The sequence below is a fragment of the Ulvibacterium sp. genome (genome assembly GCF_965228935.1).
In the GTDB taxonomy this organism is placed as follows: Bacteria; Bacteroidota; Bacteroidia; order Flavobacteriales; family Flavobacteriaceae; genus Ulvibacterium.
This window is the reverse complement of record NZ_OZ245846.1, coordinates 5,303,086-5,326,283: the sequence shown is the minus strand read 5'-3', so window position 1 is coordinate 5,326,283 and position 23,198 is coordinate 5,303,086. Positions and strand designations below refer to the sequence as shown.

21 protein-coding genes and 1 tRNA gene are annotated in these 23,198 nt (G+C 40.4%); 15 read left to right on the top strand and 7 right to left on the bottom strand.

What is annotated here, in order from left to right; all coding sequences use genetic code 11:
* The first annotated feature begins 85 nt into the window (after positions 1 to 85).
* Positions 86 to 538, top strand: coding sequence for a GNAT family N-acetyltransferase (locus ACO06Y_RS22525; RefSeq protein WP_422081314.1), 453 nt, complete (start codon positions 86 to 88; stop codon positions 536 to 538).
* Between the two features lie 20 nt (positions 539 to 558).
* Positions 559 to 1,089: a GNAT family N-acetyltransferase gene (locus tag ACO06Y_RS22520; protein WP_422081313.1), complete on the top strand. Its 531-nt coding sequence runs from the start codon at positions 559 to 561 to the stop codon at positions 1,087 to 1,089.
* Positions 1,090 to 1,177: 88 nt separating this feature from the next.
* On the opposite strand, the gene ACO06Y_RS22515 is transcribed toward ACO06Y_RS22520, so the two are convergent.
* Positions 1,178 to 1,393 (bottom strand): hypothetical protein, encoded by a 216-nt coding sequence (locus ACO06Y_RS22515; protein ID WP_422081312.1) that lies wholly within the window; start codon positions 1,391 to 1,393, stop codon positions 1,178 to 1,180.
* Between the two features lie 606 nt (positions 1,394 to 1,999).
* Positions 2,000 to 2,073, bottom strand: a tRNA-Arg gene (locus ACO06Y_RS22510).
* A gap of 111 nt (positions 2,074 to 2,184) precedes the next feature.
* Between ACO06Y_RS22510 and ACO06Y_RS22505 the strand changes: the two genes are divergently transcribed.
* Complete coding sequence (locus tag ACO06Y_RS22505) at positions 2,185 to 2,694, top strand: adenine phosphoribosyltransferase (RefSeq protein ID WP_422081311.1); 510 nt, start codon at positions 2,185 to 2,187, stop codon at positions 2,692 to 2,694.
* On the opposite strand, the gene ACO06Y_RS22500 is transcribed toward ACO06Y_RS22505, so the two are convergent.
* The 4 genes from ACO06Y_RS22500 to ACO06Y_RS22485 all read right to left on the bottom strand — a co-directional run bounded on the left by ACO06Y_RS22500 (position 2,688) and on the right by ACO06Y_RS22485 (position 6,785).
* Positions 2,688 to 2,843 carry an SsrA-binding protein gene (locus tag ACO06Y_RS22500; protein WP_422081310.1) on the bottom strand — a complete coding sequence of 52 codons (156 nt, stop codon included), beginning with the start codon at positions 2,841 to 2,843 and terminating at the stop codon, positions 2,688 to 2,690. The two genes, ACO06Y_RS22505 and ACO06Y_RS22500, sit on opposite strands and share 7 nt — an antisense overlap.
* Before the next feature lie 66 nt (positions 2,844 to 2,909).
* Positions 2,910 to 4,244: a hypothetical protein gene (locus tag ACO06Y_RS22495; RefSeq protein WP_422081309.1), complete on the bottom strand. Its 1,335-nt coding sequence runs from the start codon at positions 4,242 to 4,244 to the stop codon at positions 2,910 to 2,912.
* 447 nt (positions 4,245 to 4,691) lie between these two features.
* A complete protein-coding gene (locus ACO06Y_RS22490; protein WP_422081308.1) occupies positions 4,692 to 6,425 on the bottom strand; it encodes a M56 family metallopeptidase in 1,734 nt (577 codons plus the stop codon).
* The gene (locus tag ACO06Y_RS22485; RefSeq protein WP_422081307.1) at positions 6,426 to 6,785 is read right to left on the bottom strand and encodes a BlaI/MecI/CopY family transcriptional regulator; all 360 of its coding nucleotides are present in this window, start codon (positions 6,783 to 6,785) and stop codon (positions 6,426 to 6,428) included.
* A 150-nt stretch (positions 6,786 to 6,935) separates the two neighbouring features.
* Here ACO06Y_RS22485 and ACO06Y_RS22480 point away from each other — a divergent pair, with 150 nt between their 5' ends.
* From ACO06Y_RS22480 to ACO06Y_RS22455, 6 genes are read left to right on the top strand one after another with little or no spacing between them, the layout of a single operon-like run.
* Positions 6,936 to 7,874, top strand: coding sequence for a calcium/sodium antiporter (locus ACO06Y_RS22480; RefSeq protein ID WP_422081306.1), 939 nt, complete (start codon positions 6,936 to 6,938; stop codon positions 7,872 to 7,874).
* A 15-nt stretch (positions 7,875 to 7,889) separates the two neighbouring features.
* Entirely contained in the window at positions 7,890 to 9,464 is a 1,575-nt protein-coding gene (locus ACO06Y_RS22475; protein WP_422081305.1) for a carboxypeptidase-like regulatory domain-containing protein, read from the top strand.
* Between the two features lie 35 nt (positions 9,465 to 9,499).
* Positions 9,500 to 11,113: a carboxypeptidase-like regulatory domain-containing protein gene (locus ACO06Y_RS22470; RefSeq protein ID WP_422081304.1), complete on the top strand. Its 1,614-nt coding sequence runs from the start codon at positions 9,500 to 9,502 to the stop codon at positions 11,111 to 11,113.
* Between the two features lie 17 nt (positions 11,114 to 11,130).
* Positions 11,131 to 12,900: a carboxypeptidase-like regulatory domain-containing protein gene (locus tag ACO06Y_RS22465; RefSeq protein WP_422081303.1), complete on the top strand. Its 1,770-nt coding sequence runs from the start codon at positions 11,131 to 11,133 to the stop codon at positions 12,898 to 12,900.
* Positions 12,900 to 14,501, top strand: a complete 1,602-nt coding sequence (locus ACO06Y_RS22460; RefSeq protein ID WP_422081302.1) for a carboxypeptidase-like regulatory domain-containing protein — start codon at positions 12,900 to 12,902, stop codon at positions 14,499 to 14,501. The genes ACO06Y_RS22465 and ACO06Y_RS22460 overlap by 1 nt, the downstream gene beginning before the upstream one ends.
* Positions 14,501 to 16,102 (top strand): carboxypeptidase-like regulatory domain-containing protein, encoded by a 1,602-nt coding sequence (locus ACO06Y_RS22455; RefSeq protein WP_422081300.1) that lies wholly within the window; start codon positions 14,501 to 14,503, stop codon positions 16,100 to 16,102. Before ACO06Y_RS22460 ends, ACO06Y_RS22455 begins: the two co-directional genes overlap by 1 nt.
* A gap of 62 nt (positions 16,103 to 16,164) precedes the next feature.
* Here ACO06Y_RS22455 and ACO06Y_RS22450 read toward each other — a convergent pair whose 3' ends face one another.
* Positions 16,165 to 17,187 (bottom strand): glutamine synthetase beta-grasp domain-containing protein, encoded by a 1,023-nt coding sequence (locus tag ACO06Y_RS22450; protein WP_422081299.1) that lies wholly within the window; start codon positions 17,185 to 17,187, stop codon positions 16,165 to 16,167.
* A 214-nt stretch (positions 17,188 to 17,401) separates the two neighbouring features.
* On the opposite strand from ACO06Y_RS22450, the gene ACO06Y_RS22445 reads away from it, so the two are divergent.
* From ACO06Y_RS22445 to ACO06Y_RS22420, 6 genes are all read left to right on the top strand, one after another.
* A complete protein-coding gene (locus ACO06Y_RS22445) occupies positions 17,402 to 19,588 on the top strand; it encodes a glutamine synthetase III (protein WP_422081298.1) in 2,187 nt (728 codons plus the stop codon).
* 197 nt (positions 19,589 to 19,785) lie between these two features.
* Complete coding sequence (locus tag ACO06Y_RS22440) at positions 19,786 to 20,964, top strand: AIR synthase related protein (RefSeq protein ID WP_422081297.1); 1,179 nt, start codon at positions 19,786 to 19,788, stop codon at positions 20,962 to 20,964.
* A gap of 49 nt (positions 20,965 to 21,013) precedes the next feature.
* Complete coding sequence (locus ACO06Y_RS22435; RefSeq protein ID WP_422081296.1) at positions 21,014 to 21,457, top strand: ubiquinol-cytochrome c reductase iron-sulfur subunit; 444 nt, start codon at positions 21,014 to 21,016, stop codon at positions 21,455 to 21,457.
* A gap of 32 nt (positions 21,458 to 21,489) precedes the next feature.
* Complete coding sequence (locus tag ACO06Y_RS22430; RefSeq protein ID WP_422081295.1) at positions 21,490 to 21,924, top strand: thioredoxin family protein; 435 nt, start codon at positions 21,490 to 21,492, stop codon at positions 21,922 to 21,924.
* Between the two features lie 2 nt (positions 21,925 to 21,926).
* A complete protein-coding gene (locus tag ACO06Y_RS22425) occupies positions 21,927 to 22,916 on the top strand; it encodes an FAD:protein FMN transferase (protein WP_422084211.1) in 990 nt (329 codons plus the stop codon).
* Between the two features lie 9 nt (positions 22,917 to 22,925).
* Positions 22,926 to 23,135: a DUF4266 domain-containing protein gene (locus ACO06Y_RS22420; RefSeq protein ID WP_422081294.1), complete on the top strand. Its 210-nt coding sequence runs from the start codon at positions 22,926 to 22,928 to the stop codon at positions 23,133 to 23,135.
* The last annotated feature ends 63 nt before the right edge of the window (positions 23,136 to 23,198 follow it).

Sequence of the window (23,198 nt, the reverse complement as noted above, 5' to 3'; positions counted from 1 at the left end):
GTTGTGCGATTTTCGGGGCAGGTTTGGAAGTCCCCTCGGTCATTAAGACAGGTAATAACGAAAAACAAGAAAAAATAGGTTAGGTATGGAAATGATTATTGAACAAGGCGCAAGGTTCCAAGTTGAAAAACGTTCTGCTACCCGTGAAGAGTACCAATCTTTAAGAAGTCAATCCGATTGGTATACAGTTGGGAATCAATTTGCAAAAACTGCTTTTGGAAAAGAACTATATAGTGTTGTAGTCTTAGATGGTCCCAAGGTGATTGGATTGGGAAGTGTTGTTGGTGATGGGGCCATCTATTTTAACATCCTGGACATTGTAGTCCACCCAAACTACGATAACAAAAATGTGAGCGAACTGATTATGGATCATATTGAGGGCTATTTTGAAACAATAGCATCACAATATGCCTATATTGGGGTAATGGCACCAGGTGGGACAAAAAAATTATACAAAAAATATGGGTTTGTGGAACGAAAGAATAACTGTTCGGGAATGTTCAAAATTCTGATAAAGCGGAATAGCAAAAATCCGTAAGTTATTTAAAGGTGTTCGAAATGGAAAATTTAAATCTTGAGACAAAGCGGCTCCAACTGTCACCCTTTATCCCAGAGGACTCAAAGGTGTTCCAACTTTTGAACGGTGATGCTTTCATTCGGAAATATCTTTGGGGTGATGAGATAATCGATGCCATGCTCGCGGATGACATCATGGAACAAAACATAAGACATTTTGAAGACGACCAATTTGGTCTCTGGAAAATTCAATTAAAAGATGGGGAAACCCTAATGGGCTATGTAGGTTTATGGTACTTTGTTGATGAGCCACAACCCCAACTGCTTTATGCCTTGTTGCAACCTTTTACCGAAAAGGGATATGCCACGGAAGCTAGCTCGGCAATAGTAGACTACGCGTTTAAAAGGCTAGGTCTTCAGTACCTTATCGCAGCAACGGACGAACCGCATATGGCTTCACAAAGAGTGGCTAAACGATTAGGCATGTCATTTATGGAAAAGAGAATTGAAAACGAAAAGCCTATGGTTTTCTTTAAATTGGAAAAACATCAAGGTAACAAAATATTGGTCTAGCACTTTTAAAATATAGTAGGGAATAGAAATAATAGCTATGTACTATACAAGTCCTTTACCAACAACCAAATCGGTAGATCTGCTTATCTTAAAGCTCCAGGAAATCCTTTAGTTTTTTATCCTCAACCTTAATCTTACTATTTTGTAGCGCTTCACGCAAATCTTGCCTGGCCCATTGCATTTGTTGAATGGATATCTGGAGATTAATATTGGCCTCGTGGAGTTCGGCCCATGATTCGTCCAATGTCTTTTTAGCTTCCTTAAAATGTTCCATGGCGGAAATGTACGAAAAAACGAATATCATGACAGTTAATTCCCAAATTTTTCGATGAACCACCATCAAACAACTGTTAAATCTCGATATTTATGTTAAATCTTATATATAAAGTAGTAATATTCGTATTAAATTTACTATTCTTAGTGAGCCATATCGATGTATTTTATACATATATGTCGAATCGAGGATCGGAAAGAATTCTGATTATCAATAGATTATACCATGAGCGGTTAACTGCCTTACCGCTCATAAATCCTGTTGATTTTCAAGGATGGCAAAACCGATCCTTGGTTCGCGCATATGATTAAACCGCTCGTATTCCATATAAAAAACAAATGATCGAAGGGCTTGGAGCAATACGTATTAAGAGGTTTCAAACCCTTGCCTTTATAACCTCCATAGGGGGCCTACTGGTCATCAAAGGTCTAAAAGACCTTTGATAAGGAGGAGCTAGACGACGCGTTGGAAATCCTGTGGTGGATTAATGGTCCTGAATAAATTCGTTCCTGCAAATAGAAAGTTCAATTACTAGCGTAATCGTTTTTCATTTTACTTCAAACCTCTGGGGCTATGCTTCGGATTTTTCGTAAAACAAAAAATCCATCACTTCGGTGATGGACTTTCTGCTTGATGTGACCGCGCCAGGATTCAAACCTGGAACCTTCTGAGCCGTAATCAGATGCGCTATTCAGTTGCGCCACGCGGCCTCTGTTGTCTTTGGGCATTGCTCTCCAAAGCAGGAGGTTTTAACCGACTTCGAAGGAGGGCTGCAAATATATTTCTTTTTAAATTTAAGGCAAAATAACAACGATCAAAATATGGATCTAAAAACCTTTATACGGGATATACCCGACTTTCCTTCCCAAGGGATTCTTTTTAAGGACATTACCCCACTTTTAAAGAACCCCAAGGCATTAAGGACAGCAACGGAGAGACTGGCACAAATGGTGGGTAGGGAAGTGGATATCGTGGTAGGTATGGAAAGCCGAGGCTTTTTCTTTGCGCCTATGCTGGCTTCTCAATTGGATGTAGGTTTTGTACCGGTGCGCAAGCCCGGAAAATTACCGGGCAATGTAGTAGGGGAAACCTACGCCCTGGAATATGGACAGGATACCTTGGAAATTCTTGAAGATAGCATTTCCAAAGGTGACAGGGTACTGGTCCATGATGATGTATTGGCTACAGGTGGAACCGCAGGAGCTACTTGTGCACTCATAGAACGTTTGGGAGGTCTTGTGGTACAATGTAACTTTTTGATAGAACTGGAATTCTTGAACGGAAGGGAAAGACTCAATGGTTTTGACGTAAAATCGCTTATGCGCTACTGACCCAGCGCATTGGTGGTAACGTAATAGCGCCATCCTATGATAGCCATTTGTAGTTTGGAAGCCTTGGATAAATCCAATCCTTTCTTGGAGTAACTGGGTAACAAGGCTTTATTCATTTTGGCGATAAACCTAAAAAATGCCCTTTTCAACACGTTGAATTTTCCCAAAAGTACAAAATAAAGGCTCGGTCTTAGACCGAGCCTTTAGGCTTGATATTATTTTGAGTTGTTTTCCATCATCTTCTTGGCCAATTCGGCACCTATCAAGGACTGCAATAAATTGGTATCTGTATTTTGGGAATTACCGCCTTCAATAAAGATTTCGGGAAGATTAAGATCTTTTAACTCCCTGGCAACGCCTACGGAGGTCTTGTATTGCCATTCCGCTCTTTCCTGGGGTGTAAGCTCGGCATTCACTAATTTGGCATTTTGATAAGCCTCTGCGTCCGCGGCCACCTTTTTACTTTGCGCCTTGAATTTTTCCACTTCAAATTGCTTCTTCTCCTTTACTAGGTTGAATTCCGCTACTTTGGCCTCGGTTTCCGCGGCAATGGTCTTTTGTATCTGCTCTTTCTCCAAGCGGGCCCGTTCCGCTGCCTTTTCGGCCTCTCCCCGGGCCTTTTCCTTTTGTGCACAATAGAACTCGCGCTCCGCCTGCTGCTTTTCCAATTGCGTTTGGGCCACCTCTTCTTTTTGCAATTGGAGGCGCTTGTCAAAGGTTTCCTCCCAATCAATTTCAGTAACAACGGCCTGGACCACTTTAAGGCCATAGGCCTTTAAGGAATTGCCCTGTTCACGAACAGGCTCTCCCTGTATTCGCTTTATGCGAAAACGCTTTTGTTTGGATTCTTTGTTAACGACACTACTAACCGTTGTGCTGTCCCCGATGATTTCCCTGCTCTCATTTTCTATATACTCCTCCAGGACGTAAATACCGTTTTCCAATTGATCTTTGAAATATCGGTCAAAATCCGAGGCTTGTCCCGAAATATAATCCTGGGCATCCATAAGTTTGCAGGTATTCTTTATGGATTGGTCAATATTGGGAATAATTCGGGACCGTATCAGATTTTGTTCGGTCTTATTGCGGTCTGCCACGGATAGGAACTGATCTTTGTCCTCCGTATTTATGCTGATAACCACGGAGGTTGCGATTCTTACCTTTACTGCATCGCTAAAGGCCCAATACTTGGCGGCATCCACATTGGCATATTCGCTTTGCTCGCCCAATTCGCCATTGGTACCGGGGATTACATATTTTATGGGCAATTCAAATTGGATAGGGATCAATCTTCCCCACATTTTGGTGTGGATGCCCTGGCGGAAAACTGCTTTTTGTCCGCCCCATGGATATTGAACCGCATAGGCAGTACCGGGCTCAGCGTAAAATAACGTTCCCGTAACAATGCTCAATGCAATGCCCAAGAGGATGATCTGCAGGCTTTTGCGTTGGGTGAACCACCCAAGCAATCTATGATTTTTGAATATTGGTTTCGTCAACAAAGTGAGAATCCCGACACCAATAATGAGTATTCCAAATAAGGTTAACATAATATATCGTTTTATAGGTTAGACAATAAGGATAGTAACAAAAGGCAAATGATGATTTTTATGATGGTGATCATTGTTGTAAACTTTCTTTAAGGATTAGGAAATGTATTCGGATAATCGATTATCCATTTAATATATATAATAAAAATCTATACTTCCTAACGATTTGATGGGAAATAATACAATTGAATATAGTATTGTAAGTAAAAAAATAAGATGTATTTCAATTATTTATAAAGCTCCTAGGAGTGTATTTTGAATTGTAATATTAAAACACTTAGATGTTACATTTTATAACAAATGAAGGGCCATTTTGGGCAGTCTTTTTTGAACCAAGGGCCTTTTTATCCAAAAAAGAGCGTTTTTTACCATTTTAATCTTTGGAGAAACAAAAAACCGACCAAAAACTTGGTCGGTTAAATTCGCATTTCCGATAATTTGTCGTGACTATTTTTCCTTTTTGGTGGTGATTTCTACAACACCATTTTCAGCTTTTTTTCCATATTTCTCGATGGCCTTTTCTCCTTTCAAAACGTTCATGCTTTCAATGCTCTCAGCCGATAGCTTTTTTGCTTGTTTTTCCGTTGCTTTTTTGCCATCAATATAGATTAAAGGTTTTTCCTTGCCGTCCACATCAACGATCAAAGATCCTTCCCCCTTGGCAATAACCTCTATGGTTGTATCATCATCCGAATCCTTGATCATCATGACGTTCTCCTTTACCTTTCCATCCTTATGTTTCTTGAACTTTACCCTTTTGGTTTTTCTTTTTTTGTCTTCATCCGATGAAACCACATGGATCGATAAATCATCATCGTCATGTTCATCCATGGTAATATGAAAATTCATTTCATGTAGTGTATCCTCATCTACTTCTTTTCCATCAACAAAGATTTTTTTGGTTCCATTTTCCGTTCTAACGGTTATCGTTTTCTGTTCCCCGCCTTCACCCAGGTCTACCCGTACCGTTTCGCTACCTCCCTCGGTTTTGTGGACATGAACCTTTTTGGATATTGCATTCCCGAAGGAAATCCTATTGGTCTCATGATCATAAAATACGGCTATCGGCTTAATGGGGTCATCCGAGCTGGAATTATAATTGCCGCTAAATTTTTCACCATCCGAACTTTGACCACTAATATGTAAGGTAATATCGATAATCTCATTATTGTCATTATGGATTACGGTATACGAGAAATCGATATTGTCCTCAGCTAGATTTTTTTTCATTTTTTCCAATTCATCATTGGAAGTGTCCTTGTCGATAATCAGCTCTATGGATTGGTCACTACGTACTTGGGCACCTTCGGGGGTATTAAAAGAGTACACCTTTTTGGTGTTAAAGGCCATAAGGAATAGGGCCAGCATGGGCAACACCAGAAATAGTTTTATGGCGTTCATTTTTTTGGATTGATTTTGATTTAACATGACTATTCGTTTTTTGATCAATGAATTATAAAATGGATTGGTAACGGTGGGCTTCTTTTCAACAATAACCTGTTTTAACATCAAATACTGATAGGTCTTTTTACAAGTGACCCTTTCGAAGGCCCTTGAATCGGCCAAAAACTCCAGGTTTTGTTTAACAAATGTTCTATAGGGCCATAGTATTGGATTAAACCATTGTAGGATAAAAACAAGTTCCAACAAGAGAATATCAATGGAGTGGTATTCCCGTGCATGTACTTCTTCGTGGGCGATGATCGATTTTAGCTCTTCCTGATTAAACTGTGCGGGGTTATAGAAAATGTAATTAAAGAATGAAAATGGGGAAACCCGTTTTTGGGTCTTTACATGATAGGACCGTTCATGTTTCTTGATTTTCCCTGTTTTAATAAGTCTTCTTACGGAAGCTAATTGAAGTATCAATCTTGATATGAAAAAGAGTACGCCCAAAATATAGATTACAAGCAAAAGTATTTCCCAATTAACGGGTACGGCCTGGTTCGCGATCAAGGACTTTTCGGCGGTCATGGAAAGGTCGTTGGCAATCCCGGAATCCAACAAAATAACTCTGCGTATTTCAAGAAAAGGGAGAAGTATGGAGACGAGCAGGCCACTTATCAGGAACAATCTATTTTCAAAAAAGAGGGTTTCCTTCCTTAAAAAAAGATGGTACGTAACAAAGAACAGTCCAATAACGGCCGATGACTTTAAAAGATACACAAAGAAGGCTGCCATTTACTTTTTCTTTTCGATATGATCAATGATTTCCTTTAGCTCTTCCACGGAGATTTTTTCTTCCTTGGCAAAGAAAGAGACCAAGTTTTTATAGGAATTGTCGTAATAATCCGCTATCGTGGCATTGATGAATTTTTTTCGATACTTTTCTTTGGTTATTAAAGGATAGTAACGGTGGGTGTTTCCGAAGGCTTCATGGCCCACATAGTTTTTTTCCTCTAGGTTTCGTATGATGGTGGATAAGGTATTGTAGTGGGGTCTGTCTCCCTTCATTTCACCAAGCACGTCCTTGACAAACGCCTTCTCCAGCTTCCAGAGAATTTTCATTACCTCTTCTTCCTTATTCGTTAATTTTTGCATGTTCTGTTTTTATTCCATAAACATACTCTTGTTTTTTTAGTTATGCAACTATTTTTATAGTTATTTAACTATTTGTATAGTTGATTTTTTCCAATAGGAAAACAATTTAAGTTCAGATCTTCATCTATATTTATGGTAAAATAGGCATGAATGCAAAATGTATTTTACATTGTAATCGGACTTACACTTTTAGTAGCAGGAGGTAATTGGTTATTAAAGTCGGCGGTTGCACTTTCCCTGCGTTTACATATTTCCAGAATCATAATTGGGATGACCGTAGTTTCCTTTGCCACTTCCGCCCCTGAACTTATCGTGAGCGTTAATGCCGCCTTGAACGGATTCCCGGATTTGGCTTTGGGAAACGTCGTAGGATCCAATATTGCGAATTTGGGCCTGGTCTTGGCCATTATCATTATTATAGGGAGCATAGATGTCCGTAAGAGCTTTTATATCACGGACTGGCCCGTAATGATGGTGTCCTCCCTCTTGTTTTTTGTATTCATTTATTTTGATGGGGAATTGCAACGATATGAAGGAGGGATTATGTTCCTGATTCTATTTTTATTCTTGGTCTATTTGTTGCGTTATCAAAAACCCGCCGTGGTGGAGGGGGTACCTAAAAATGTACTGCCATTACCCTTGCATAAAGCTGTACTGTTACTGGGAATTGGGGGAGGAGCGCTTTGGGGAGGTTCTGAAATACTGGTAAAGGGTGCCGTTGGCCTGGCCTCTTTTTATGGTGTAAGCGATCGCATTATTGGGATTACCGTGGTGTCCGTCGGAACTAGTATTCCAGAATTGGCTGCATCCATCATTGCCATAATCCAAAAGGAAAAGGCCATTTCCGTAGGCAACCTTATCGGATCCAATATCTTCAATCTTTTGGCCGTTCTGGGGATTACCGCCATGATCAAGCCAATTCAGGTAGTGGATCAGGGATTATTGGAAAACGATATTTTTTGGATGTTGGGTATTTCCTTCTTGATATTACCGTTGGTTTTTTTGCCCAAAGGACTACGTTTAGGCTGGCGGGATGGTATGATTCTTGTGGGAATTTACACTGTATTCATCTATTTTACGGTAACCTAAAAACCCCCATTTTTGATGAAGTTAAATTACTTTGTCGTTATTTGCTTTCTCTTATTTCTTCCACCACTATGGGGGCAACAGGAATTTATTAGGGGCAAACTACTGGATGTCCAAACCGGCGAGCCCGTGATATTCGCCACCATTAGGATAAAGGGAAAGGCAGTAGGAGTCATATCCAACCAGGACGGCGGTTTCCGTATCCCTACCAGGTTCAAGGAGTTGGGGGATGTACTTGTTATTTCCAGTATGGGGTATCAAAAGAAGGAAATCCCGATAGCCGGACTATCATCCGAAGACATCAACATCGTTCGCCTTTCCCATGGTGTTTTGGAATTGTCCGAGGCCGTAGTGACCGCCAAGAAGAAAAGGAGAAGGCTGTCCCCGAGAAGAATAGTAAGAAAGGCCATAGGGGCCATACCGGTGAACTTTCCCCAATATACATTTTCCACTATTGGGTATTACAGGGATTATCAGCTTAACCAGGAAAACGAGTATATAAACCTCAACGAGGCCATAATTGAAGTATTTGATGAAGGGTTCGATGAATTGGATCATAAAACCTCCCAGGTTAGAATATATGATTATAAAAGGAATGAGGATTTTAAGAGGAACCCATTAGCCGAGCAACGGTACAACTACCAAACCCAACAGAAGGTAATCAATAATGCATTTCTTCCGGATTATGGAGGTAATGAATTTATTATACTGAGAATCCATGATGCCCTCAGAAACTATAAGGTCAATTCCTTTGACTTCGTAAATATTTTGGAACAGGATTTATTACGAAACCACCATTTTTTTTTGGAAGAAGATACATATTTGGGTAATGACGTTTTGTATACCATAGGTTTTCGGAAAAGTTTACCCCGTCATAGGGTTCATGGAATTCTCTACATTTCAAAACATAATTTTGCGATTCATGGAATGGAGTATGCCGTATACGATCGTTTAAAAGTGAATACCGTCAAGAAAATCAATAAGCATAATACCAACAAACAGCTTGTTTTTGAGGTAATTACCGAGTATAAGCCAATAGAAGGGAAAATGTTCCTTAACTATATTTCCTTTCACAACTCCTTTCAACTCTGGGATGCTCCGGTGTTTATGCTGCGGGGCATTACCGTTGACCTTTCCAAAAAATGTTTCGTAGTCACTTTTAGTGACCTACCTGTACGAAAATCAGCTAAAAACCTGAGAAATTATAAATTTCGGTTCAAAGGTCAAAGGTTGAAGTTTTTGAGAGGCGATCTTCGTAAAAATGTAATGGAGTTGTATCCCGATATGGAGGAGCCCGAATTACAGCTTATGTTCAAGGAAATTGGAAATCATGGAAGACGGGGTCAGCTCGAAAAGGGGTTTCTCGATATCAAAATATCGGATATTAAGGATTTGGAAGGCAATATCTTGAATAAATGGATTTCCCGGGATTACCAACAATTTCGCGAATATTTCGTCCAGCAAGTAAGGCAGAATACCAGACAGGTTTCGGACAGCCTACTCATGAAAAAGAACAGACCCATATTTAAGGATCAGCCCATCGTTCGCCCCGATAATTTCGAGGAGTATTGGATGAACACCCCTTTGAAATAGATTCAAAAAAGATAGATGACCTTAGAAATTACCATATGACCTCCAAATACACTAAATACGTATACTTTTTTTTGGTGTTCTGCTATAGTTCCATGGTCTTCTGTCAAGACGACTTCATACGGGGCAAACTACAGGATACACGGACAGGTGAACCCGTGGTATTCGCTACCATTAGGATAAAAAACAAAGCTGTTGGGGTCATCTCCAATCAGGATGGCGGATTTCGCATCCCGAATAAATTCAAGGAGTTGGGCGATGTGCTTATTATTTCCAGTATGGGGTATCAAAAAAAGGAAATTCCGATAGAGGGCTTGTCGCAAAATGATGTAAACATCATCCGACTTTCCCCTGGTATTTTGGAACTGCCCGAGGCCGTAGTTACAGCGAAGAAAAAAAGACAACTTTCTCCAAGAAGAATAGTCAGAAGGGCAATAGAGGCCATACCGTTAAACTTTCCCCAGAACGCATTTTCCACTGTTGGGTATTACAGGGACTATCAAATTAACCAGGAAAATGAATATATAAACCTCAACGAAGCCATTATTGAAGTACTTGATCAAGGTTTTGATGAATTGGATCATAAGACCTCTAGGATTAGAATATATGATTATATGAGGAATACGGATTTCAGGAGAAACCATTTTGCAGAACAAAAGTACGACTACCGAACACGTCGAAAAATAATCAGCAATGCATTTCTTTCCGGGTATGGGGGTAATGAGTTCATTATTTTAAGAATTCACGATGCCTTAAGAAACCACAAGGTTAATTCCTTCGATCTTGTAAATGTTTTGGAAAAGGATTTCTTGAACAACCATTCTTTTTTAAGGGAAGAGGATACATATTTGGATGATGAAGTACTCCATACCATTGGTATTATCAAAAGCGTACCTTCCAGCAGGGTAAGTAATAAATTATCTATAACGGGATACAAAGTAGTAGGCAGAATCTATATATCAAAAAATGATTTTGCCATTCATGGAATGGAATATGCACTTTATGATAGCAAAAGTTTCAATATCAATAAAAAATCAAATCCATTAAATCCCCATGGGCAACCCATTTTCGAGGTGGTAGTTGAATACAAAAGGATATATACCAAAATGTACCTCAATTACATTTCCTTCCACAATCTTTTTCGACTTTGGGATGAGCCGAAATTTGTAACCGAAGACGTCACCGTAGATCTGTCCAAAAAGTGTTTCATTGTTACATTTAATGTTGAACCTCAGGTTAAATCTGCGAATGTCCTTAGAAATTACAAATTCAGATTTAAGGGAGATAGAGTAAGATTTTTAAGAAGCGACCTCAATAAAAAAAGAATTGCCCTATATCCGGATATGGAAAAGGCCGAATTGGATACAATGTTCAAGGAAATTGAAAAAAACAGAAAAGATGGTATTCTAAAAAAGGATTTGCTTGTTGCCGAAATCGAGAATATCAAGGACAAGGAAGGCAACCTACTGAATGAATGGACTTTTAAGGATTATCAGCAATTCCGGGAGTATTTTGTCCAACGGATCAATCAAAAGGCCAACCCTATCCCGGATAGCCTCATTATGAAAAAGAACAGACCCATATTTGAAGACCAGCCCATTGTTAGGCCTGATGATTTTGAGGAGTATTGGATGAACACCCCATTAAAATAAATTCGAAAAAGTGATAGATGTATAACTGTAGTGATTTCCATCTTCTTTCTAAGATTATTAAATGGATACACTATTTTTTTGTGTTCCTCTACAGTACCTTGGTCTTTTGCCAGGATGACTTCATACGGGGCAAACTACAGGATGCACAGACGCATGAACCCGTGGTATTCGCTACCATTAGGATAAAAAACAAAGCTATTGGAGTCATCTCCAATCAGGATGGTGGGTTTCGTATCCCAAAAAAGTTCCAGGAATTTGGGGATATACTTGTTATCTCCAGTATGGGATACCAAAAAAAAGAAATTCCTATAACTGGTCTATCCCCTGATGCTATAAATTTTATTCAACTTTCCCAAGGAGTCCTGGAACTGTCCGAGGCCGTAGTCACCGCACGAAAAAAGAGGAGGTTGACCGCAAGAAGAATCGTAAAGAAGGCGATAGAGGCCATACCGGTGAACTATCCCCAAAATTCGTTCTCCTTAGTAGGATACTACAGGGATTACCAACTTAACCAAGAAAATGACTATATAAACCTTAACGAGGCTATTCTAGAGGCTTTCGACTTAGGTTTCGACGAAATCGATAGCACCACCACCAAAGTTGAAATTTATGAATATAAAAAGAACACGGATTTCGAAAGAGATACGCTGGCAGATGATCCTTATAACTATAGGACTTGGAAAAAAGTGATTGACAGGGCCTATTTGTTCAATTATGGAGGTAATGAATTTACTATTCTCAGGATTCATGATGCCATACGTAACTTTAAGATCAATTCCTTTGATTTTGTAAACCAATTGGAAAAGGATTTTTTGAACAATCATTTTTTCGATTGGGAAGACGATGTTTATTTGGATGACCAATCCCTGTACGGCATAGGGTTTAGAAATTCCAAACCGGGATTAAGAATATCCGGAAAATTTGCCATATCCAAAGAGAACTTTGCTATTTATAAGATGGAATATGCCATTTATGATACCAGTGAAGAAAAAAATAAAAGAAAAAGGAAAAATAAGGACAAGAACCAACTTATTTTTAAGGTAGTATCCGAGTACAAACCAAAATATGGTAAAATGTACTTAAATTATATTTCATTCCATAATAGTTTTCTGTTAGGTATGCCGCCTAAATTTGTAATAAGCAAAATCTACTTGGATGACTCATGCAAATGTTTTGTAATCAGGTTCACTGAAATAGTCGATTATTTCTCTACCAGAAAGAAAAAGCACTACAACTTTATTTTCAATGATAGGAAAATTTCCTTTTCAAGAATAATACCCTACCTATACACCGTGCGACTCTATCCTGATTGGACCGAAAGACAGTTTGCGGAAATCCGATCTGAATTAGATGAAATAGTAAGAAGTTTTAAGTTGGATCCCAAGAATACGCCCAAGGAGATGTCTCAAGAATACAAGTACGCTACCGGAGACCTCCATATATATAGAGCACGACTTAATCCCGATTTAATAGAGGAAGGGCTAGGGAATATGTCCCAAGTAGAATTGAAGGAGGGAAGTTTTGAATTGAACATGTCAAAGGCGTTTAGAGTAGCTATTGAAAGACTTAAGGACGTTTATGGCAATTATTTTAATAAACGGGTTTATCATGAATATAAGCAGTTTAGGGAATTTTTTGTACAACAGGTAAGACCGGGCAAAACGGTTCCAGGGAACAGTCGCTTTATGGACAATCGCAAACCTATTTTTGAAAACCAGCCCATAGGAAAACCCGGTAACGTTGAGGACTACTGGATGAACACCCCTCTTAAAAAAGCCGATAAATAATGAATAGTGCATACCTTGATCGCGTTGTTTTGGCTTTGTTGTTCTTTGTTTCTTTTGAAATTTTTGCGCAGCAGCAAGATTATATCATAGGCCGATTGTTGGATTCCCGATCAAATGAACCCGTGGTTTTTGCCAACATTCGAATTAAGGATCGAGCTCTCGGTGTTATTACCAATGTCGATGGTAGTTTTAGAATTCCCCTAAAATATAGGGAGTACGGTAATATCATCGAAATATCATCCATGGGTTATGAAACAAAGGAGATACCCATAACCGATTTCAGCGAAAGCGAGCTGAATGTGTTGCGCATAAATCCTGCGGTTTTTGGTTTGGATGAGGCGGTGGTCAAAGCCAAAGGCAGAAAAAAGCGGAACCTAAATGCGGAGCAAATCGTTCAGAGGGCCATTGAGGCCATACCCCGGAATTTTCCCTCAAATTACTTTTCCAGCATCGGTTATTACCGGGATTATCAGTTAAACGATGATCAACAATACGTTAATCTAAATGAAGCCATCCTTGAAGTCTTTGATCAAGGCTTTGATCAATTGGACGATGCTACTTCCGAGACGAGCTTATTTCATTTTGGCTTGAACGATAATTTTGAACAGGATTCCTTGGCGCGGGCTTCCTATGATTATGGATCATTGCGTAAAATAATTAAGAAGGCGCATTTGGATGCCTACGGGGGGAATGAATTTCGAATTTTAAGAATTCATGACGCCATAAGAAACTATAATGTTGGTTCCTACGATTTCATCGGCACTCTTAAAACCGACTTTATTGAAAATCATTTTTTCTTAAGAAGTAGCGACACCAGTATTGATACAGAAGAAATATATACCATTAAGTTTTGGGTGTTCTATCCAAACTATCGGGCAAATGGCACCATTTATATTTCCAAATTGGATTTCGCCATACATAAATTGGAATACACCATGTATGATGAAAAAAAAAGAAACAAAACAGGTAAAATGAATAAACATGGGAACAAGCAAAAAGTAATTTTTGATATTACCACGGATTATCGAAGACTACAAAACAAAATGTACCTGAACTACATTTCATTTTACAACAGTTTTATATTGAATATACCTCCTGTTTTTAAGGTGGAGTATATAACCATTGATTTAAGCCAAAATTGTTATGTAGTAGAATACAATGGAATTCCCGACGCAAAACAGTCCGTGCATCTTCCCAATTACAAGGTGGAGTTTAAAAAGAAGCGCGTGAAATTGAAAAGGGCCGAAAGGCGGAAAAACAAGATTTATTTATTTCCAAAAACGGAAAAAGTAAAAGTTATGGCAATGACAGGTGAAATTGCGAAGGCCGAAAAAAAAGGCGCAGATCTCAATGATTTATTTTCCATAAAGGTTTCCAATGTAAGGGATACCCTAGGTAATCTAGTCAATAAATGGACCCAACGAGACTATAACCAATTCAGGGAATTTTTCGTACAGAGGGTAAGACTTGGTCAAACGGCTCCGGAGGATAGCCTTTTTATGAACAAGCGCAAACCTATCTTTGAAGACCAGCCCATCACAAGACCGGATAACGTTGAGGATTACTGGATGAACACCCCTCTTAAAAAAGCCGATAAATAATGAATAGTGCAAACCTTGATCGCGTTGTTTTGGCTTTGTTGTTATTTGTTTCTTTTGAAATTTTCGCACAGCAGCAAGACTATATCATAGGCCGATTGCTCGATTCCCGATCAAATGAACCCGTAGTTTTTGCCAACATTCGAATTAAGGATAGAGCGCTCGGTATTATTACCAATTTCGATGGTAGTTTTAGAATTCCCCTAAAATATAGGGAGTACGGTAATATCATCGAAATATCGTCTATGGGCTATGAAACAAAGGAGATACCCATAACCGACTTCAGTCAAACCGAACTAAATGTACTGAACCTAAAACCTAAAGTTTTCGGTTTGGATGAGGCGGTGGTCAAAGCGAAGGGCAGACGAAATCGGAACCTAAATGCCAAGCAAATCGTTCAGCGCGCCATTGAGGCCATACCCCGAAATTTTCCCTTAAATTACTTTTCTGGCATTGGTTATTACCGGGATTATCAGTTGAACGATGATCAACGATACGTTAATCTAAATGAAGCCATTCTTGAAGTCTTTGATCAAGGCTTTGATCAATTGGACGATGCTACTACCGAAACGCGTTTATTTAATTTTGGTTTGAACGATAATTTTGAACAGGATTCCTTGGCGCGGGCTGCCTATGATTACGGATCACTTCGTAAAATAATTAAGAAGGCGCATTTGGATGCCTACGGGGGGAATGAATTTCGAATTTTGAGAATTCATGATGCCATAAGAAACTACAATGTTGGTTCCTACGACTTCATCGGCACTCTTAAAACCGACTTGACTGAAAATCATTATTTCTTGAAAGGTAGTGACACCAGCATTGATACAGAAGAATTGTACACCATTAAGTTTTGGGTGTTTTATCCAAACTATAGGGCGAATGGTACCATCTATATTTCCAAATTGGATTTCGCCATACATAAATTGGAATATACCATGTACGATGAAAAAAAACGAAACAAAACACGTAAAAGGAATAAACATGGAAACAAGCAAAAGGTAATTTTTGATATTACCACGGATTATCGAAGAATAAATGGTAAAATGTACCTGAACTACATTTCATTTTATAACAGTTTTACATTGAATATACCTCCGGTTTTTAAAGTGGAGTATGTTACCTATAATATAGCTAGAAATTGTTTTATGGTGGAATACAATGCAATTCCCGAAGCAAAACAGTCCGTGCATCTTCCCAATTACAAGGTGGAGTTTAAAAAGAAGCGTGTGAAATTGAAAATGGCCGGAAGGTGGGAAAACAAGATTTTTTTATTCCCGGAAATGAAAGAGGAAAAAATTATGGCAATGGCACGTGAAATTGATAAGGCCGAAAAAAAAGGTGCGGATCTTAATGATTTATTTTCCATAAAGGTCGCCAATGTAAGGGATACCCTAGGCAATTTGGTCAATAAATGGACCCAACGGGATTATAAACAGTTTAGGGAGTTTTTTGTACAACGCGTAAAACTAGGCCAGACTGCCCCGAAGGATAGTCTTTTTATGAACAAGCGCAAACCTATCTTTGAAGACCAGCCCATCACAAGACCGGATAACGTTGAGGACTACTGGATGAACACCCCACTACAAAAAACGGAAGAATAAAAAAGCGCACCCAAAAGGTGCGCTTTTTTAGGTAATAAAACTATCAATTAATCTATATCTATTTATACTGTAGCCTTTACGTCCGCAGATTTTACAGTCTTCACGATTATCCCGGCCACTTCGTATGGATTGGCATTTGATGCCGGACGACGATCTTCCAACCAGCCTTTCCAACCACTTTCCACGGTAGCTATAGGAATTCGAATGGAGGCGCCACGGTCCGAAACCCCGTAAGAGAATTCGTTGATGGATTGTGTTTCATGGTGACCGGTAAGACGCTCATCGTTAAATGCCCCGTACACTTCAATATGATCCATGGCTACTGGGCGGAAAGCCTCGCAGATAGCCTCATAAATATCTTTGCTGCCGGCATTTCTCAAAGTACTGTTAGAGAAATTGGCATGCATACCAGAGCCATTCCAATCACCTTTAACAGGTTTTGGATGCAATTCAATATAGTAACCGTATTTTTCGGTAATCCTATTAAGTAAGTAACGAGCCACCCATAGCTCATCACCCGCTTTCTTTGCGCCTTTGGCAAAGTTTTGGAATTCCCACTGGCCGGGCGCAACCTCTTGGTTGATACCTTCAATGTTCAATCCAGCGGCAAGGCACATATCCAAATGCTCATCTACAAACTCTCTTCCCCAAGTATAACGGCCACCAACGGAACAATAATATTGTCCTTGGGGTCCAGGAAAACCTCCTCTTGGGAAGCCTAAGGGCAAATCGGTTTCGGTATCCATCAAAAAATACTCCTGCTCAAATCCAAACCAGAAATCATTGTCATCATCATCTATTTGGGCCCTATGGTTACTTTCGTGGGGAGTTCCATCAGGATTTAAAACCTCGGTCATGACCAACCATCCATTTTTTCTATCCGGATCGGGATAAATGGCCACAGGCTTCAACAAACAGTCCGAAGAATTCCCTTCAGCTTGTAAAGTGGAACTTCCATCAAAAGACCAAACGGGGCAACTTTCCAGTTTGCCATCAAAACCATCGACAACTTTTGTCTTGCTTCGTAGTTCCTGCGTCGGCGTGTATCCGTCCAACCAGATGTATTCTAATTTTGCTTTGCTCATAATCTTTGGTTGTTAATATTTACATTTTAAAGACCAACAAAAATATATTTTTTGATCAATTAATCTAATTTTTTAGGGGGTAAAAATCAAAAAAAAGGACATAATTTAAGATACCCCTATTTTGGCAAGGGTATTTTGGAAAATATATATTTTTTCGAGAATATATTATTAAATCCTTAAATGATTATTTTAGCCGAGAATTTAAACAAAAATTATGGCTCAAATGCGTTTTACTGCCGTATCGGATAGTTTAAGGAGAAATAGCATAATCGTTGAAGAGAAGGGGCGTCGTTCCGAGCTGTTCGGTATTCAAGTATTCAATGATGATACAATGCGGCAATACCTTACCAAAGATGCTTTGGAAAGTGTTCGGGGAGCTATATTTTCAGGCTCCAAAATAGACAGAAAAATAGCCGATCAAGTAGCCGAGGCCATGAAGGGTTGGGCCATTACCAAGGGTGCTACGCACTATACCCATTGGTTTCAGCCCCTTACCGGATCTACGGCGGAGAAACATGATGCCTTTTTTGACCTTTTGCCAGATGGAAAGGCCCTGGAAAAATTCGGTGGAGGTCAGTTGGTCCAACAGGAGCCGGATGCTTCCAGCTTTCCGAGTGGGGGAATACGCAATACCTTTGAAGCCAGGGGATATACGGCCTGGGATCCAACATCGCCGGCATTTATTTATGGCACCACCCTCTGCATTCCCACCATATTTGTTTCCTATACTGGCGAGGCCTTGGACAACAAGGCCCCTTTGTTAAGGGCTTTACATGCCGTGGATGAAGCCGCCACAGCGGTAGCAAGGTATTTTGACAAAAATGTATCCAAAGTCAATGCTACCTTGGGTTGGGAGCAGGAATATTTCCTGGTCGATAAGGCGTTGGCCTACTCTCGTCCGGATATTATCCTAACAGGTCGTACCCTTGTGGGTCATTTAGCTGCCAAGGGACAACAGTTGGATGACCATTATTTTGGGGTAATCCCGAATAGGGTTTTAAGCTTTATGAGCGATTTGGAAAAAGAATGTACCAAACTGGGTATTCCCGTCAAGACAAGGCATAATGAGGTTGCCCCCAACCAATTTGAACTGGCGCCCGTATTTGAGGAAGCCAATTTGGCCGTGGATCATAATCTTTTGCTCATGGATGTGATGGAAAAAATAGCCGACACACATAACCTTAAGGTTTTGTTCCATGAAAAACCCTTTGCCGGTATCAACGGTTCCGGAAAGCATAACAATTGGTCCCTGGCCACGGATACCGGGGTCAATTTATTGAGTCCGGGTTCTACGCCCATGAAGAACCTGCAGTTCTTGACATTTTTCGTAAATACGATAAAAGCTGTTGACAATTATGAGGAATTGTTGCGATCTTCCATAGCGTCTGCAAGTAATGACCACAGATTAGGCGCAAATGAGGCACCTCCTGCCATTCTTTCCATTTTTATTGGAAAACAGTTGGGCCAAGTGCTGGATGAGTTGGAAGGGGTCTCCCAGGGAAAACTATCCCCGGAGGAAAAGACGGAGCTTAAATTGAACGTCGTTGGAAAGATTCCGGAAATCTTGTTGGATAATACGGATCGGAATCGCACCTCGCCCTTTGCCTTTACCGGTAATAAGTTTGAAATGAGGGGAGTAGGTTCAAAAACCAATTGTGCCAAACCTATGACGATTTTGAACACCATTGTTGCCAAACAGTTGAAGATGTTCAAAAAAGAAGTGGATGTACTTATTGACAAGAAGAACCTTAAAAAAGACGAGGCTATTTTTAACGTTCTCAGGGAATACATCAAAACCTCCAAAAGGATACGTTTTGATGGTGATGGGTATAGCGAGGAATGGGAAAAAGAGGCCAGGCGAAGAAAACTAAGCAATAATAAAACTACCCCAGAGGCCTTACAAATAATGACCGGTAAGGATAGTCTCGCGCTTTTTAAGGAGATGAAAGTGATGAGCGAAATAGAGGTGAGGGCGCGTCAAGAGGTTGAATTGGAGGCCTACATCCTACATATTCAAATAGAGGGTAGGGTACTTAATGAACTGATCTATAATCATGTGATACCATCATCCGTACGCTACCAGAACAAGCTTATTGTCAATGTCAATGGGTTGAAGGAAATTTACGGGGCCGTATACAAAAATTTGTCGGAAGGACAACTTAACATTATCGAACAGATTGCCGAACATATCTCGGAAATCAAAAAGAATACGGATCATATGGTAGAGGCAAGAAAGAAAGCCAATACCCTTACCGATTTAACCAAAAAAGCAACGGCCTATTGCGATAATATACGCCCCTATTTTGATAGGATACGCTACCACTCCGATAAGTTGGAGCGTTTGGTGGATGATGCCGAGTGGCCATTGACCAAATACAGGGAACTCTTGTTTACCAAATAAGGTCGGGCTCCATCTGGACGGATAATTTTTGTGAACCCAAAAAATATTGGATTCCAAACCAAGGATAAATGCTATTTCATCTCAAAAAAGATTAAATCCTGAAATATCGACTTACCGACTTCCGGATATTCCAGATCTTTTAGACCCCAAACTAGGCGTATTCCCCCAATTCAACTATTTTTGACCAAATAAAGACCATGAGTTCCACCCATAGAAAAAGATATGACCTACGCGGTGTTTCCGCCTCCAAGGAAGACGTACACGGTGCCATAAAAGATTTGGACAAAGGCCTGTTTCCAAAGGCCTTCTGTAAAATTGTCCCGGACTACTTAACAAAGGATGATGAATACTGTTTGGTGATGCATGCGGACGGTGCCGGAACCAAGTCTTCCTTGGCCTATATGTATTGGAGGGAAACCGGGGATATTTCGGTCTGGAAGGGCATAGCGCAAGACGCGCTGATAATGAACATAGATGATTTGATATGTGTTGGGGCCGTGGGCGACATAATGCTCTCATCAACAATAGGAAGGAACAAAAATTTGATCCCTGGCGAAATAATCTCGGCCATCATTAATGGCACCGAGGAATTGATTTCGGATTTAAGGGAATACGGTATTACCATTCATTCCACAGGGGGAGAAACAGCGGATGTAGGGGATTTGGTGCGTACCATAATCGTGGATTCCACGGTGACCGCAAGGATGAAACGGAGTGCTGTCATTGACAATGCCAATATCAAGGCTGGTGATGTCATTGTTGGCCTGGCTTCCTATGGACAGGCCACTTATGAAAAGGAATATAATGGGGGTATGGGAAGCAATGGGTTGACCTCGGCCCGGCATGATGTCTTCGCCAAATATCTGGCCGAGAAATACCCGGAGAGCTATGACGCCGCGGTTCCGGAGGAATTGGTATATTCTGGAAACATCAAACTAACGGATATTATTGAGGGATCCCCATCGGATGCAGGGAAATTGGTGCTTTCACCAACGCGTACCTATGCACCTATAGTAAAAGGGATTTTGGAAAAATACACTTCCGAGGATATACATGGAATGGTGCATTGTAGCGGAGGTGCCCAGACCAAGATACTTCATTTTATTGATGACCTTCATGTTATCAAGGATAACCTTTTCCCGCTTCCACCATTATTTAAATTGATTCAGGAGCAATCCCGGACAGATTGGAAGGAAATGTATCAAGTTTTTAATTGTGGCCATCGTCTGGAGCTTTATGTCAATGAAGTCGTGGCACAGGATTTGATAAGCATTTCCGAAAGTTTTGGGGTTCAAGCCCAAATCGTGGGTCGGGTCGAGGAAAATACCACCAAAAAACTCACCATTATAAGTGAGTTTGGCACCTTCGAATATTAAGGCATACGATTACCCCAAATGCTACGTTGTTTATAGTAAATATAATGCTATGGAACGAAAGGAATTTCTAAGAAGTATAGGGGCCGGAGCGGCCTTTGCCATTACATTTCCCTGTTTACATGGGTGCTCCAACGGTGATGATACACCAGGCAATATAGCCGAAGTACCCTCGGGAGTGGATTTTACCATTGATCTGACCTCTGAAGAGGGAGCCAAATTAATGAGCAATGGGGACTTCATCCTTAAAAATTTGGTTGTTGTCGTTAAAAATCTGGAAGGTGAATTCGTAGCCGCAAGTCAGGTGTGTAGCCACGAAGCCTATGATCAGGTGCGTTTTGCCAATGTTGATGGGGGTATCTTTTTTTGCGATGTTCACGGTTCGCGCTTTGATCAGGATGGTACTCCTCTAAATCAGGTAGATAGTAACCCGGCCAGACCCTTAAAAATATTTAATACAGAAGTGAACGGAGACACACTTCGTGTCTTTGAATGATTTGAGTCGATATTTTGCCCTAAAGGAATATCTTGAGAAAACTGACCTACATAGTGGTATTTCTTTTATCCGTTATGGCCTATGCCCAAAACTGGCACCCCAGCTATTCGGATGCCTTGGCCAGTGCCCAAAATGAGGATAAACCCATAATTTTGGTCTTTTCCGGATCTGACTGGTGCGCACCTTGCATCAAATTGGATAGGAACATTTGGCAATCCCAGGATTTTAAGATTCATGCCCAGGATAATTACGTACTCTACAAGGCTGATTTTCCCAGAAAAAAAGTAAATCAATTACCGGAAAAAACAAAAATTGAAAACCAGGGGTTGGCCGATACGTTTAACCCCGATGGACATTTTCCATTGGTTCTGGTTCTTAACAAGGATCAAAAGGTTTTGGGGAGAATAGGTTACCGGAAAATCTCCCCGGGAGAGTATATTTCACTTTTAAACACATTTTTAAAGTGAGACTGCTGCTGACCCTGCTCTTTGGTCTGTTGACCATAATAGGCCATGGACAAGAGCGTAAGTACGTTACGGTCAAAAAGACCATGGGCCTAATGGGTAGTCGTTTTGATATTACCGTAGTGGCCGCTACGGAGGAGATGGGATACATCAATATCGAAGAGGCTGCGGCAGAAATTACCCGGATAGAAAAAATGATTTCATCCTGGGATCCGGAATCCGAGACTTCGTTGATCAATAAAAATGCCGGGATAAAACCGGTCAAGGTAAGTTTTGAGCTATTTAAACTTATTGAAAGGGCCAAGCAAATCTCTGAGATTACCGATGGGGCTTTTGATATCTCATACGCCTCCATGGATCTGATTTGGAAATTTGATGGCAGCATGAAATATCTTCCGACCGAAACGGAGATTAAAAACTCCGTCGCCAGGGTTGGGCACAAAAAGATTATTTTGGATCCGAACGAGCAGACGGTCTTTTTGAAGCAAAAAGGGATGAAAATTTCATTTGGGGCCATAGGAAAGGGCTATGCTGCGGACAAGGCCAAGGAGTTGTTGGTTTCCAAGCAGGTCGTAGCGGGCATTATAAATGCCGCAGGAGACCTTACCACTTGGGGTACCAAGGCAAGTGGCGAGAAGTGGTTGATCGGTATTGCCAACCCTTTGAGCAAGGATAAGATTTTTTCATGGTTGCCTATCGTGGAATCTTCCGTGGCTACGTCCGGTAATTATGAAAAGTATGTGGTGTTCAAAGGCAAAAAATATACGCATATCATAGATCCGAGAACGGGTTGGCCTTCTTCCGGAGTCAACAGCGTTTCCATTTTTTCCAAAAGCGCCGAGCTTTGTGACGCCTTGGCAACGGCTGTTTTCATTATGGGGAGAGATGCCGGACTTGCGCTGATTAATCAGTTGGGAGGTACAGAGGTTATTCTCGTAGATGACAACAACAAGATCCACAAAAGCAATGGGATTATGTTCGAGAATAATCCCTAACTTTAAAACATGAAGAAAGTATTGTTCCTTTTATTGTCCGTTCTTTTTTTAACGTCCTGTGTGGTTGTAAGGGAATATGACAAGGTATATATCAACGATGAGGAAATGTTGTTGTCCGCCAAGGGAAGCGAGCGTTTTGAGACCAACTTTCAAATTTATCGAGAAGGTGCTTCCGGGGCTAATGGTGGCAAGAGCGGGGGAGGTTGCGGATGCAATTGATTTTTGACAACAGGGAACGTAATTAATGTTCGGAAGTAGTTGGTAAAATTAAACTTGGAACAT

Bases quoted from the DNA above. Each gene is read 5' to 3' on its own strand.
- ACO06Y_RS22520 (WP_422081313.1), top strand. From the start codon at position 559: ATGGAAAATTTAAATCTTGAGACAAAGCGGCTCCAACTGTCACCCTTT.
- ACO06Y_RS22435 (WP_422081296.1), top strand. From the start codon at position 21,014: ATGGAACGAAAGGAATTTCTAAGAAGTATAGGGGCCGGAGCGGCCTTT.
- ACO06Y_RS22475 (WP_422081305.1), top strand. From the start codon at position 7,890: ATGAAGTTAAATTACTTTGTCGTTATTTGCTTTCTCTTATTTCTTCCA.
- ACO06Y_RS22525 (WP_422081314.1), top strand. From the start codon at position 86: ATGGAAATGATTATTGAACAAGGCGCAAGGTTCCAAGTTGAAAAACGT.
- ACO06Y_RS22470 (WP_422081304.1), top strand. From the start codon at position 9,500: ATGACCTCCAAATACACTAAATACGTATACTTTTTTTTGGTGTTCTGC.
- ACO06Y_RS22505 (WP_422081311.1), top strand. From the start codon at position 2,185: ATGGATCTAAAAACCTTTATACGGGATATACCCGACTTTCCTTCCCAA.
- ACO06Y_RS22455 (WP_422081300.1), top strand. From the start codon at position 14,501: ATGAATAGTGCAAACCTTGATCGCGTTGTTTTGGCTTTGTTGTTATTT.
- ACO06Y_RS22445 (WP_422081298.1), top strand. From the start codon at position 17,402: ATGGCTCAAATGCGTTTTACTGCCGTATCGGATAGTTTAAGGAGAAAT.
- ACO06Y_RS22440 (WP_422081297.1), top strand. From the start codon at position 19,786: ATGAGTTCCACCCATAGAAAAAGATATGACCTACGCGGTGTTTCCGCC.
- ACO06Y_RS22450 (WP_422081299.1), bottom strand. From the start codon at position 17,187: ATGAGCAAAGCAAAATTAGAATACATCTGGTTGGACGGATACACGCCG.
- ACO06Y_RS22515 (WP_422081312.1), bottom strand. From the start codon at position 1,393: ATGATATTCGTTTTTTCGTACATTTCCGCCATGGAACATTTTAAGGAA.
- ACO06Y_RS22480 (WP_422081306.1), top strand. From the start codon at position 6,936: ATGCAAAATGTATTTTACATTGTAATCGGACTTACACTTTTAGTAGCA.
- ACO06Y_RS22460 (WP_422081302.1), top strand. From the start codon at position 12,900: ATGAATAGTGCATACCTTGATCGCGTTGTTTTGGCTTTGTTGTTCTTT.
- ACO06Y_RS22490 (WP_422081308.1), bottom strand. From the start codon at position 6,425: ATGGCAGCCTTCTTTGTGTATCTTTTAAAGTCATCGGCCGTTATTGGA.
- ACO06Y_RS22485 (WP_422081307.1), bottom strand. From the start codon at position 6,785: ATGCAAAAATTAACGAATAAGGAAGAAGAGGTAATGAAAATTCTCTGG.
- ACO06Y_RS22495 (WP_422081309.1), bottom strand. From the start codon at position 4,244: ATGTTAACCTTATTTGGAATACTCATTATTGGTGTCGGGATTCTCACT.
- ACO06Y_RS22465 (WP_422081303.1), top strand. From the start codon at position 11,131: ATGTATAACTGTAGTGATTTCCATCTTCTTTCTAAGATTATTAAATGG.
- ACO06Y_RS22420 (WP_422081294.1), top strand. From the start codon at position 22,926: ATGAAGAAAGTATTGTTCCTTTTATTGTCCGTTCTTTTTTTAACGTCC.